At 44.9% G+C, this 12,762-nt stretch carries 13 protein-coding genes; 8 read left to right on the top strand and 5 right to left on the bottom strand.

Annotation, left to right across the window (positions count from 1 at the left end):
• Nucleotides 1-127: 127 nt before the first annotated feature.
• The 5 genes from QUA04_RS04210 to QUA04_RS04190 all read left to right on the top strand — a co-directional run bounded on the left by QUA04_RS04210 (nt 128) and on the right by QUA04_RS04190 (nt 4,735).
• On the top strand, nt 128-967 hold the full coding sequence (locus QUA04_RS04210; protein ID WP_445242285.1) for a Crp/Fnr family transcriptional regulator: 840 nt from the start codon (nt 128-130) through the stop codon (nt 965-967).
• Nucleotides 936-1,760 carry an HAD-IB family phosphatase gene (locus QUA04_RS04205; RefSeq protein ID WP_333254056.1) on the top strand — a complete coding sequence of 275 codons (825 nt, stop codon included), beginning with the start codon at nt 936-938 and terminating at the stop codon, nt 1,758-1,760. Before QUA04_RS04210 ends, QUA04_RS04205 begins: the two co-directional genes overlap by 32 nt.
• 188 nt (nt 1,761-1,948) lie before the next feature.
• On the top strand, nt 1,949-2,578 hold the full coding sequence (gene mtnB / locus QUA04_RS04200; protein ID WP_333254054.1) for a methylthioribulose 1-phosphate dehydratase: 630 nt from the start codon (nt 1,949-1,951) through the stop codon (nt 2,576-2,578).
• 84 nt (nt 2,579-2,662) lie between these two features.
• On the top strand, nt 2,663-3,697 hold the full coding sequence (locus QUA04_RS04195; RefSeq protein ID WP_333254052.1) for a patatin-like phospholipase family protein: 1,035 nt from the start codon (nt 2,663-2,665) through the stop codon (nt 3,695-3,697).
• A 225-nt stretch (nt 3,698-3,922) separates the two neighbouring features.
• Entirely contained in the window at nt 3,923-4,735 is an 813-nt protein-coding gene (locus QUA04_RS04190; RefSeq protein WP_333254050.1) for an MlaE family lipid ABC transporter permease subunit, read from the top strand.
• 167 nt (nt 4,736-4,902) lie between these two features.
• On the opposite strand, the gene QUA04_RS04185 is transcribed toward QUA04_RS04190, so the two are convergent.
• Nucleotides 4,903-6,411, bottom strand: coding sequence for an SGNH/GDSL hydrolase family protein (locus tag QUA04_RS04185; RefSeq protein WP_333254048.1), 1,509 nt, complete (start codon nt 6,409-6,411; stop codon nt 4,903-4,905).
• Nucleotides 6,412-6,618: 207 nt separating this feature from the next.
• On the opposite strand from QUA04_RS04185, the gene QUA04_RS04180 reads away from it, so the two are divergent.
• Nucleotides 6,619-6,963, top strand: coding sequence for a Dethiobiotin synthetase (locus QUA04_RS04180; RefSeq protein WP_333170930.1), 345 nt, complete (start codon nt 6,619-6,621; stop codon nt 6,961-6,963).
• Nucleotides 6,963-7,271 carry a hypothetical protein gene (locus QUA04_RS04175; RefSeq protein ID WP_333254046.1) on the top strand — a complete coding sequence of 103 codons (309 nt, stop codon included), beginning with the start codon at nt 6,963-6,965 and terminating at the stop codon, nt 7,269-7,271. Before QUA04_RS04180 ends, QUA04_RS04175 begins: the two co-directional genes overlap by 1 nt.
• 8 nt (nt 7,272-7,279) lie before the next feature.
• Here the strand turns inward: QUA04_RS04175 and QUA04_RS04170 are convergent.
• From QUA04_RS04170 to QUA04_RS04160, 3 genes are all read right to left on the bottom strand, one after another.
• A protein-coding gene (locus QUA04_RS04170; protein ID WP_333254043.1) for an IS1 family transposase occupies nt 7,280-7,968 on the bottom strand; the annotation gives its coding sequence in 2 pieces (ribosomal slippage) (nt 7,280-7,653 and nt 7,653-7,968; 690 coding nt in all).
• Nucleotides 7,969-8,270: 302 nt separating this feature from the next.
• Nucleotides 8,271-10,136 (bottom strand): ABC transporter ATP-binding protein, encoded by a 1,866-nt coding sequence (locus QUA04_RS04165; RefSeq protein ID WP_333254041.1) that lies wholly within the window; start codon nt 10,134-10,136, stop codon nt 8,271-8,273.
• Between the two features lie 55 nt (nt 10,137-10,191).
• Nucleotides 10,192-10,614, bottom strand: a complete 423-nt coding sequence (locus QUA04_RS04160) for a hypothetical protein (RefSeq protein ID WP_333254039.1) — start codon at nt 10,612-10,614, stop codon at nt 10,192-10,194.
• 561 nt (nt 10,615-11,175) lie between these two features.
• Between QUA04_RS04160 and QUA04_RS04155 the strand changes: the two genes are divergently transcribed.
• The gene (locus QUA04_RS04155) at nt 11,176-11,610 is read left to right on the top strand and encodes a hypothetical protein (protein ID WP_445242284.1); all 435 of its coding nucleotides are present in this window, start codon (nt 11,176-11,178) and stop codon (nt 11,608-11,610) included.
• A gap of 99 nt (nt 11,611-11,709) precedes the next feature.
• On the opposite strand, the gene QUA04_RS04150 is transcribed toward QUA04_RS04155, so the two are convergent.
• Nucleotides 11,710-12,750 (bottom strand): nucleotidyltransferase domain-containing protein, encoded by a 1,041-nt coding sequence (locus tag QUA04_RS04150; protein ID WP_333254037.1) that lies wholly within the window; start codon nt 12,748-12,750, stop codon nt 11,710-11,712.
• Nucleotides 12,751-12,762: the final 12 nt, after the last annotated feature.

The following is a 12,762-nucleotide window of genomic DNA, read 5'->3' as shown; positions in this document are numbered from 1 at the left end:
AACTCAGAAAAGTCAGCACAGTTAAGAAGCGTGCAAGCTCGATCGGGGGTTGGTTGTCTCACTTTGTATCGCACTGCTGGCAGAAGCTGTTTTTCTCACTGATTCAATATATCCCAGAGCCTCACTTATGCAATCAACTTCCACACCTGTAGAGACTATCGATCGACCGTTTATCACTTGGCAGCGAATTATCGACTGGGCCCAGGAACACTACCGCTGCCGGACTTTTAGCAAAGATGAGCGGATTCCCGCAAGACCCGGACTGCTGTATTTGGTCCAGAAAGGTTCTGTGCGACTCGTAGGTAGCGCTCAAGTTAGCGCTGCGGCGGGGAAGTCGAAATCCGTTGACAAAACTACAGAAGAAGCTTTTTTGGGCTTCGTCGGCGCCGGTCAGCCCTTTGAACTCGTTGCTCAGTCTCCGTTTACTCTCCAAGCTTACGCCCACGCCGATCAAACTCACGTAGTGTGGATGTACTGGCACGACTTAGATAATTGGCCTCACTTCCGCAGGGAAATTTTGGATGCGTTTCGTTACCAGCACCAGCGGAAACTTCTCTGGCTGAGCACTTTGGGACAGCGCCGGACGATCGACCGACTGTTGGGATTTCTCACTTTGTTGATCGAGGAGTTCGGCGAACCTTACGTAGGTGACGACGAACCGGATGTGGTTCGGGGCTACCGGCTGCCTTGGGCCTTGACTCACGCTCAAATTGGCAGCGCAATTGGCTCAACGCGGGTGACTGTGACGCGCTTGATGGGTAAGTTGCGATCGAAAGGTTTGATTAATACTGAGGATGATAATTTAATCTGTTTGCCGGCTAAGTCTAACCCCCAAAAGACAAAAAACCAAAAGCAGGACTTAGAAGATTCCTTGGATGATTCCTTGGATGATTCCTTGGATGATTCTCTGGAAGATTCCCTGGATGATTCCCTGGATGATGAAGATTCTCTCGAAGAATCTGCATAAAATCCTGCGGGAAATTGCCAACAAACAGCGGGTGACTATTAGTTTTGGGCAGCCGCGATCGATCGCTCGACAGTGTACGATGAATTGTGTAAACTTTTCCCGTTCTCGAAAGGTGCGACTGACAATGACCGATGACAAGCAAAAATCTTCAATCCCGAATAATCAGCAACGGGTGGTATTCTGCGACTTTGACGGCACGATAACTGTTGAAGAAACTTTTGTGGCAATGCTCAAGCATTTCGCACCGGAACTGTCGTCTCAACTGATGCCTGAAATATACGCTAGAAGGCTGAGTTTGCGATCGGGAGTGCGGCAGTTACTAGAGTCTATCCCCTCGGAACGTTACGGGGAAATTGTGGAATTTTCCAGGGGAAGGCTGATGCGGCCGGGATTGTTAGAATTGCTGGACTTTTTAGACGAGAAAAAGGTAGATTTTGCGATCGTTTCCGGCGGTCTTCGGGTCATGGTAGAGACGGTAATGGGCGATTTGGTACACCGGGCGAGCGTTATTTACGCTGTGGATGTGGACGCTAGTGGCCCTCGCTTGCAAGTCAATTCTGAGTTTGAAGGAGATGAGGAATTGGTGTCTAAGGTGCGGGTGATGGGCCAGCACCCGGCCGAGGAACAGGTGGCAATCGGAGATTCGCTGACGGATTTTAATATGGCTTTGCAGGCTTCGTCGGTGTTTGCGCGCGATCGGCTTGCCGAGTATCTAGACGAACAACAAAAGCCTTATACTAAATGGGATAATTTTTTTGATGTCTTGGAAAATTTGTCCCAAAAATGGAATTGAAACTCAAGTAGGAATTGCGACCAAAAACTGCACTATGCGGTATGTTTATTGAGTAAGATGGTGATGGCTCACCCTACGTTTAGAGCTATATGTATTGTAAGCTTTGCACGGATTACCCTACGTTTAGATTGGCCACCGCAATTCCTATTAACGTAAAAAGTAGATTAAAAACTGAGGATTTGTAAATAATGAGTGGCGATTTGAGATCGGATTTAATTGCAGCAGCAAAACATTTTTACGATCGCGGTTGGATGGTTGGGACTGCTGGCAATCTTTCAGCCCGCTTACCAGATGGCAGTTTCTGGATTACTGCTAGCGGCCGCGCGAAAGGGCAGTTAACAGAACAAGATTTTATCAGAATGAACTCAGAAGGCGCAATTGTCGAGCAACCTGTTGCCGACAGCCGCCCTTCGGCCGAAACCAGCATTCATTTAGCCGTTTACAATTGTTTTCCAGACGCTAAAGCTTGCTATCACGTTCACTCGATCGAGGCAAATTTAGTTTCTCGGCTAACAGCAGGAGATGCAGTGCCTTTACCCGCGATCGAAATGCTCAAAGGTTTGGGGGTGTGGGAGGAAAACCCGCAGGTGGCGATACCCCTATTTGCAAATTATTTGGAAGTGCCTAAAATAGCCAAGGAAATTTGCGAATTTTTTGCCGTTTGTGCGCCCTCTGTACCTGCTTTGTTAATTCGCGATCACGGCATCACAGTATGGGCAGACTCGCCAGCCGCTGCCTACAATTACGTCGAAATTGTAGAATACATTTTTCGCTATACGATCGCAGCCCGCCAATTAAATTTAGAGGTTAGATTTTAGAGTAGGGATTGAGCGGTGCATGAATTCCGAGGCTTGGGAATTTGAAATTAGGAAACGAGCAAACATCGAAAAAATACAACAATTATGGCTAAATATACGAGAATTTTATCTCTAGATGGAGGCGGAATTAGAGGAATTATCCCCGCGCAAGTTGTAGTTAGCATTGAGTCAAAGCTGCAACAGAAAAGCGGCAACCCAGAGGCGAGAATAGCTGACTATTTTGATTTAATCGCGGGAACAAGTGCGGGAGGAATTTTAACTTGCATCTATTTGTGTCCCGATGCCAAAAATCCCACCAGGCCTCGGTGGTCGGCCGAAGATGCTGTTAATTTTTCGATTAAGAGCGGCCGCGACGTTTTTAAGAGTTCATTATGGCAAAAACTCAAATCTATAGACGGTTTGATAGATGAGAAATATCCCGGCGAGCGCTTAGAACAATTCTTTTTGGAAAACTTTAGAGATTGTCGCCTCAGCGAACTGCTGAAACCTTGTTTAATTTCCAGTTACGACATCGAAAGGAGAAAAGCTCACTTTTTTGATCAAATAGATGCTAAACAATATCCAGCAGAAGACTATTTTATTAGAGATATCGCCAGAGCCACATCTGCTGCTCCCTCTTACTTTGAACTTCCGAAAATCCGATCTTTGACCAACGAATCCTACGCTTTAATTGACGGGGGAGTTTTCGCAAACAATCCCGCACTTTGTGCCTATGCAGAAGTTAGAAATAAATTCAGGATTCCTGACGATCGCCCCGACAAAGGCCCGACAGCACAAGATATGGTAATTTTATCGCTGGGGACAGGACAAGCTCAGAAAAAATTCCCCTATGAAGAAGCGAAAGATTGGGGTAAAGTTGAGTGGGTTGAGCCTTTGATTAATATCATGATGACGGGAGTTGCTGAAACTGTAAATTATCAGCTAATCCAAATTTATGATGCGATTGAAAGAGCCAATCAATATTTGAGAATTAATCCCGATTTGAGGCACGAACAACCGCTGCCGATTGATGATGCCTCGGAAGAGAAGATATCGGCACTGCTGAGGATTGGCAAGGAGCAAGCGGAAAAATATAATGAACAGTTGGATAAGTTTATCGACTTATTACTTGCGGAGTAGTCCTAGGATTTTAGGTTTGAGATTTTAGATTGGGAAATGAGTGATGATTACCACAGAATCAATCAGTGCCAATCTAAAGTCTAAAAAGGTAGAGCACACCAACCGCAGCTCAAGCGGATTGAAAATATATGTTGACAAATCGTGCAATAATTGCTGTAGGATTGCCGAAAATCTCTATGTGGCAGTGCTTCGCCCTGTTTGCAATTAATCGCGAGCCCTCAGTCATTGGTTAAAAAATACCAAGAAAAGCACGATCGACATTTAGATGAAACCTTCAATAACAGGTGGTTTCAGCGGTTTTTTGTGACGTTGTTCCTGGGTGGCCAAGTGCTGCTACGCATAGTCCAAGGCAAAATTGACCGTCGCAAAATCATGGAACATTTAGTAACGGTAGGCCTGGATTCTTTGCGATCCGTGCTGCTAATAGCCTTTTTTGGCGGCATGATTTTTACCTTTCAATCCGCCCGAGAATTGGTCCGCTTTGGGGCGGTTGAGGCGGTGGGAGGTCCTTTTGCTGTGGCATTTTGTGGGGAATTAGCACCGCTTTTAACGGGGGGCGTGGTGGCGGGACAAGTAGGTTCGGCCTTTGCGGCGGAGATAGGAGAAATGCAGGTGACGGAACAAATAGACGCCCTGTATATGTTAAGAACAAATCCGGTTGATTATTTAGTAGTGCCGAGGGTGATAGCTTGCTGCATCATGCTGCCGATTTTAACAATTTTTGCGGTAGCGGTGGGGATTTTGGGCGGGCTATTTGTAGCGGTTAATTTTTATAATTTGGAACCGTCGGTATTTTTGGAATCGGTGCGGATTTTTTTGGCGCCTTGGGATTTAGTAACTGTGGCGATTAAAAGTTTTATTTTTGGGTTGATAATTGCCCTTGTCGGTTGCGGTTGGGGATTGACGACGGTGGGCGGAGGGAAAGGAGTAGGCCAAGCTGCCACGGCGGCGGTGGTAACTTCTTGGGTGTTGATTTTTATGGCGGATTTATGTTTATCGCTGTTGATGTCTCAGGAGTTGGGGATTCCTAGAACTTGATAATCTTGGCGATTATAGCAGGAGTCAGGGGTCAAGATGCTTAAATATTAAGGGTTTGAACAATCATCAACGCCCTACGTGGCCAAGGCGATTGCTATAAAATCAACATGAAGATTTTTTTAACCGCAGATGAACGCAAATAAACGCTGATAAAATGGCATCAGCGTTCATCCCTGTTCATCCGCTGATATCTGCGGTTTCAAACTCTCAACTTGAGATTTTAGATTGGAGAAAGGAGGGCGATACACTCGAATTGCCTGGATTGGAACTTGTCCATCTGTTTCGGGGACAATTTCGAGGGTGTGTTTGGAGTTGCTCAAATTCTGAGCCAATGTTGTAGAATACTCGCGGCTTGAATCTGCAATTTGTGGAGGAACGTATGAATCAACAAACATTGGTCGCACCTGCCAGGAAATCTCAAAGCCTTTAGGCGTCGGTTTTTTAGAGTATTCATAAGAATTTTTCAGCCACCAGTTTCTCGGTTCGATGACGATACGGCCGGAGTTTGAGACAAACATTTCGTCGTTTGTACCGCTGCCGTCGTAACCTGTTTTAGAACCTACAACGTCAAATTTAAATTTGCTGGCGTCGCTGTTAATCTCAGTAATTACGGCTTTCCAATCTTCGACGATTAGCGGTTTTTGGCTGGATACTTGGAGAATAGCGGGCCAACCGACGCCAAGGCTAAGGCTAGGTCTGGTGATGCTGTAAAGTTCAGGAAATTCTGAGGGTTTTTTGCCGTCGATCGCAATTCTAGCAGAAATTGCCTTGCCGTTGAAGGTTTTATCGGCGATCGCATCTATTCTATTTCCTTCAAATTCTAAAACCAACTTGCCATTTTGCCACTTAACATCCCTGCCAACTGTATAGGTTTTCACTAAATCCTGCTGCGGTTGAGGAGAATTTGGTTTGTATCGCAGATGCGGTTTTATGAGAGCAGCTAGGAGAAAATTTCCCCAATCATTGAGGTGAATTTCATCCCTCAATAGCTGTTTGGGCTGCAAGCGATTATCTTTCAAATACCTGCGCCAAGGTTCCCGAATTTCCGCGATTTCACAGCCGTATTTATCGGCCAACTCCGGCAGCCATTTAGTAGAATGAGTGTTGTGCCATTCGTATCTGCTGACTGAATTTGGATCGTCGCTTTTGCCTGTCGGCATCCAGTCGATGTGGTCTGAATGCAAGAGTATTTCGCTAGCAGTGCGGCTGCGGACATTGGCAATTATGGCTTCGTAATCTTGGTCGCCTCCGTAGACGTGAAAAATGAGCAAGTCTGGATAAAAAGGATACAAATCATGTTCGCTGGGACGGATTAAAATCGCGGCGGGGAATCCTCCGATTGCCCGATTTTCCACTATCAAATCTGCATTGGGAAATCGCTGTCTCAAATCCTTCACTACATCTTTCCACCAATCTTGTTCTGTGATGGATTGACCGTAGAATAGGATACGCACTTGGCGGCGGTCTGTTGGAGTGCTAGCCGCAAGTAGCCCCATCGTCCTTTGAATCCTCGCTCCAAAAGTAGCACTATTTTCAATAGGAGCGGGTGGGGGGAATGGCGTATCGGCCGCTATTTTTTTGATTGGCGGAACTAACAGAAAGCTCAGACACAAAAAAAGCAGCCACAAGTAGCGATAAATCTTGGATTTTCTGCTATTTCCTTGGTGTTTTGCCATTGTTTTATTTTTCCCTGTCCGTTTCACTTCGCTCAAGGCGACTGTGGGATGAATGCTACGCCTCTAATCATTAGCTGTAGCGTGCTTGTGGGCGCACCTCACCAGTAGCTGTAGTGTAGGCTGTATGGAAATATATTACCAAATTGAGCGCGACAAAAAGTGATATAATGCCAGCTAATTAATTGTAGGAAATCGATCGCACGTCAAATGGATTACAAAACAGCCCGCAGTTTTCTGATCGACCAAGGAACCGCCCTGGAAACAAAGAAAAATCCCGACGCCTTCCTGATGCGTCTCAAACAAGGTCAACCGCCCGTACCCGGACAGGTGACATCGATTTTATTAGCTTTAAAAATATTGTTTGAAAGCCTGCAAGAATCTCCAATGCTCGATCGACAATTAATCTCGGCACTGCATTTACTCTCAGTAGAAGGTTTGCAACAATTTGAAGCTGGACTCCGCAGAGGAGTTTCTTGGCCACCGCTGCTGAAGGAAGACTTAAATCGAATTGCGATCGCGGTCAAAAATATCTTTTCCGGTGTCTGGCAATAATGAGATCAGCAACCATCGCTCCCTATACCCACCGCCAGCATACTCAACTATTTATCATACAAATTTTTGTAAAAAATTATGTAAATCTTGCTACATTTACCCTCGAATTGTGGCATCTTAATATAAGAATCAGTTCTCACAAACAATTGGAGAAACTACTCATGAACGCCGAAGAAAAAGCTAGACAACTAATTGCACGAGAAAGGCAGCATAGCGAACACTTGCACGAATCAATGCTCAACCGTTCCTCCCACGAGCTAGAAACACATGGCGAGGGAATAGCTGAAGAAAAGGCGTTGCACAATTAAGAGATGATTTATGCTACCATAGGAACAGCCCCATATTTTAGATAATACAACAGCAAGCGAATTGATAGTTTGAGCATTTCTTCAGACTTAGAATAGCAAAGAGTTCGTCGATGAAGTCGGGCTAAATAATGTCGGAGTCGAGTATTCTCTCCTTCAACTCGTGTCATATACGTTTTCGAGATAATCCGGTCGCAATCGTTAATAAATTTGTCATAAACACAGTAGCCATCCGTCACATAAAAAAAACATTCCCATCCCCTAACTATTTTCCACAAATGCTTAAAGGTCTCGGCACTTCTGTCTCCTAAAACGAACGCTAAAATACCTGGGACTCGCTGGTTGACAGCCGTCCATAACCAAACCTTATTTTTTTTTGAGCCACAAAAGTTTGAAGTTCATCTAATTGAGCTACTTCGGGAATTTCTTCATAATCTGGAGCATCAGGTAAAGAAAAGCCCACTTGTTTAACCCAGTTAATAACTGTATTATGATTAACTCCAGTTATTCTTTCAATAGCCCGAAATCCCTGACCATTGACGTACATTGTCAAGCATTGCTTCTTAATTGAGTCGGGGTATCCTTTGGGAGAATAAAATTCAACGAATTGCTTTCCACAGTCACGGCACAAGTAGTTTTGTTTGCCGCGACGGTGACCATTTTTACAGACTTTGTTGGATTGACAGTTAATGCAGATCATCTCTCTATTATGCAACGCCCTTTTTTAAGGGGGGCTAGGGGGGATCGAGACTTTGCCACAAAACAAATGAGATTAATCTCTCATAAATCTATCTCGCACAATCATCCCAGGAACCGGGTTTCTTCCGATATTTCTCGTACTCAACTGAAAATTGTCGCAGAAACTCGGTTTATCGCCACCTAACGAGAGAAATTAGATCGCAAATCCGCGATAATTGATCGCAATCACCCGCGCCAAAGTCCCCACGCTAACCCACAAGTCCGCCGGGGGTTGAAAACCCCTGGCGGACTGTTTATTTAACTCTAAATATAGCTACTAGCTTGACGGGTGAACATTGAGCAGTAAATTCCGTTTGATGCTATCAATTCGTCGTGAGTTCCTATTTCTGCTATTTTACCGTTTTCCATCACGGCGATGCGATCGGCTATTTTTGCTAATCCCAATCTGTGACTGATGACTATGGTTGTTTTCCCGGCGGCTATTTGGCGGAAGATGCTGTAAATTTCGTGTTCTGTCTTGGGGTCTAGGGCGGCGGTTGGTTCGTCAAAAATTAGCACTTCGGCTGTAGAAAGCCGCATTAAGGCACGGGCGATCGCAATTCTTTGCCACTGTCCCCCCGATAAGTCTATGCCGTCTTCTAATTGTTTCCCCAACGGAGTCTCTAAACCTGCAGAAAGACTATTGACTTTGGCGCTAATTCCTGCTTCGGAAATAGCTTCGTTAATTGCGGTGTCATCTGAGAGTGAAAGCAAGTCGCCGAAACCGACGTTTTCGCGGACTGTCGATGGGAAACGGGCGTAATCTTGCATAACGACGGCGATGCGCGATCGCACGTATGCTAGAGAGTACGATCGCAAATCTTTGCCGTTCCAGTCGATCGTACCACTTGTCGGGTCGTACAGGCGGCCGAGGAGTTTGCCAAGGGTTGTTTTACCCGCGCCATTTTCACCAACAAGCACTAGCATTTCGCCCGGTTGAATACTTAAATTGATATCTTCAACCGTGCTTTTATTGCTACCTGGATAGCAGAAAGATAGATGCTTAATCTCGATGCCAATTTTATCTTTCGTCACGTCAGAATCTTTGCTGCTATCAGGTAAACTAGGCAGGCGAGCTGCCACATCCACAAGCGGAGACTGCAATTCTGGTTTGAGTTCCAAAAGTTGAAAAATCGGACTAACGCCGAGGGAAATATCGTACAAATTAGTATAATTGCCTATAAGTAATTCCAAACTTTGCTCCACCTGAACAATCAAACCCGAATACAGCGCCAAATCTCCCAAAGTATAGCGACCACCCAAAGCTCCCATTACGACATAAACAAATGGCAAAGCTACTCCTACTCTACTAAACACTGACCAGAAAAGTACAACAATTGCTCCTTTTTTTCGGATTTGCTGCATCTCGCTAAAAAACTGCAAAAACTGACCCTGCCAGCGTTTGAGCCAAAGTTCCTGCAAGCCAAACAAACGCAATTCTTTAGCATATTCTTCGCCCGTCAATACTCTAGCGGATAAGTTCATTTCGCGGCTGATTTTAGCTTGCTTTCTTTGAACTCTCCAGATGATTCTGCTGTATTTTCTTTGAATGTAAATTGAGGGAGATGCTGAAATCAGCATCAGCACTGGGACCCACCAAGCTATGGTAGCAGCAAGGCTAATAGAGGGAATAAATATAAAAATTCCCGTGATGGTCATGCTGAGGGTAAATGCTAGTTGCTGTATTTTGGAGACTCCGGTTTTTGCGAGTTCTACAATATTTAATAGTTCGGGGTTTTCAAACAGGGCAATATCGTCGAAATTGGCGACTTTTTCGAGGACTTTTCCTTCGACAAAGCCTTGAACGCGATCGCGCAAAGATGTCGCTGCAAAAGAGCTCATTGTTTCGAGGGAGTCGCCGATTAACTTGAGACTTAAGACTCCGGCAATACTCCACAGCAATATTGGCCGGGAAAGCATCAAAGCAAAGGGCTGTGCTGTTTGAGTTTGCGACAGCAATCGAGATACTTCATCAATGATTAATTTATCTAAAAATAGCACGGAAGAGGGGGCAGCACCGCGAATAATGTTGAGTAATATTAAATTGCGGAGTTCTATTGGTGCGGCTTTGATTATCAGGCCCAAGCTGCGCCACAAAGCTTGGAATGTGGTAATTTGGATCGGTTGCATAGTTTGTGGGTAGGTGTCGGGTCTACTCATCCCCTCCCGTTATATTATAGTAACTTTATCTCAATTGAAATGCAGATTCCTCCAAGATTAGCCTAACGTCAGATGGATGTGTTGAGACTGCACGTTGCCAATGACCAAAACCACTATGCGGGTTAACAGCTTTAATCCACTGATCGATAAATATCCATTTAGCCTCATCTTGACGAGTTGGTTTCCCTTTAGTTTCCAGAATCAAAAAATTGTCATTTTTCAGACAAACTATAAAGTCGGGGCGATATTTCCGAACAACTCCGCCAAAAATATAGAGAATCTCAAATCCAAGGTGATCGTTTTTCGCCCAAGCATCTACAATATGAGCCTTTCTTTCTCGCTCCAGTTCGTAGGCTTCGCTGGCTTCCCCTGTACTGTCAAAGATGCAGTAGTTAATGTGAGATTTACGAGTGTACTCGCAAGGTTTACCTGTGTACCAGGAACGCATATCACCTGTAGAGCGGATTGGATGAACTGGATCAAAAACAGGTTCAATTCTTTCTGTATTTTCTAAATAAATAGCGTTCCAGATGTGTTCAACAACTTTTCTCCGATTAAGAGTGATCAGGATACGCCGTCGAGTTTCGTCTCGATTGAAAAATGGCGGAGTAATTTGGATAAAATCTGAGTGTATAAATTATTCTCCTAATCGAATTAGTTTGGCTAGTAAGTATTCTCTATTACCTTTTTAACCTGGTTTAATCTGGTCAAGGATATCTCTAGCAACCTCAAAAGTGATTTTTTGCATCCGCTGTTTTACACCTAAATCTTCTAGGTCGATCACCTTAATTTTAATTTAGAATCAAGCTAACTTTCGCTAAATGACGTTCGCCACCTTCTCAAACTGGAAGAGCAAGAAGGAGACGCATTCACCGATTTTTTCTCTCTGGAACCGCTGTCAGAATTAGAACAGCAGGAAATATTAAAAATTAGAACTGACTTTCGACGCTACTTATCCGCAGGAAAAGTTTCAGGAGAACTTGTTAAATTTTTAGTGCTTTCACCGTTAATGAGATTAGCAGGATTTTTTGATATTCCGATCGTGCTGACAATGGAAGATAGCATCCTGATCGAGGTTGAGGATGGGGATACTTTAATTAAAGGGCGCTTGGATGTCTTAGCCGTAAATCAGCCGGATGCAGAGCTCGCGGCTGTACAGTTTTGGATTTTGGTAGTGGAGGCGAAAAATAGTGCGATCGATCCTTGGGCCGGTTTGCCGCAATTGCTGACTTATGCTTATAAAAGTTTGCAGCAGCAATCGTCTGTTTGGGGATTGACGACGAATGGACGTAACTATCAGTTTGTGTATCTGACGCGGGGCAATCCTTGCACTTATCAGATTTTACCAGACTTGAGTTTGACTGACAGGGAGCGATCGCTCTTGTTGGCGCAAGTGTTGAAAGCTATTTGCAAGTTGCAGAATGTGCAGTTGCAGTTGGCTTAAACAGGATCGATAAGAGTGCGATCGTGAATTCCATTTTTAGTCCTTGTACGATCGCACGGACGGGCAAAAGAAAGCTGCCTTTTGAATATTTTATACAACTTAGTAATGTTGTAACGCTTCAGTTGCAGCCTTGCGAATGTCAGCATTGTCGCTGTGCTCAAATGTTTTGAGCAGATCGGTGATTGCCCGATCGGCATAGATGAGTTGCCCTAGGCGCTGCACATATCGAAGTTGAAAAAAGGGTTCGGCTTGGGGCATCTGTGCCATCAAGTAAAATTTGTATTCGTCCAGGAAATGATTTTCAAATCCCAACGTTTGTTCGCAAAGCATACTTAACTGCTGTTGTTGTTCCATATCTGAGGGAATCAAATATGCCCATTGCTGGCGGCACAGCAGATCCACTTTCTCCACCAAAGGTGTCCAGTCATCGCCAATCCAATCGCGGTACTGGCGGGCAATCTCGCTCTTTCTGCCCGTTCCCGTATACTCACCTGCTTTGAGCAGCGTCAAGGCCGATGCTGCGCCAAACACAATCAATGCCAGATCCTTGATTCCTGGATGGCTAACTCCATCAATTGTTCGCAAAAAGCGCCTATTGTATCCATAAAACTGTCCTTGAGGATCGGGATAAGTCAGCGGAACCGTTAACACCTGGAGGTGAGGACGGACTCGCGCAAATAAATCGTATTGGGCATACAAACTATCTCGAATATGCTCGGCCACAGGTTTCGGAGGCACCTGTGCACGAATATCTTCCCCAGACAGCAGCAAACTATCCGTATGAAACCGCACGCTGCCGGTTGAAAATAAATGGGTTTCACCGAGCAGTTTCACATCAAAATCGAGTGAGTTCAGCCTTTGGCCCTCGGCGGCTATAATTGATGTCAATTGCTGTTTCTCGGCAGCACTGGGGCTGCCTTTGCAAACCGCTATTATATCTAGGTCGCTCGTTGCAATTGCCTCGCCCACCGCATAACTGCCCACTAGATAGCAGCCCCTAATCCGATCGGGTAGCGCCAGTTTCACTTGCTGCACAATGTCGCGCAAAATTGAGTCTATTTCAGTAATTCCTGTTGCTTGAATCAAATCAATTGAGGAAGTGCGATCGAACATCATAATAGCAGCTATTTCACTATCCATTGACCCTAGCAC

Source organism: Microcoleus sp. S13_C5 (assembly GCF_036700845.1).
Taxonomy (GTDB): domain Bacteria; phylum Cyanobacteriota; class Cyanobacteriia; order Cyanobacteriales; family Microcoleaceae; genus Microcoleus.
The sequence above is the reverse complement of the archived record's forward strand: the minus strand, read 5'-3'. Positions and strand labels throughout refer to the sequence as shown.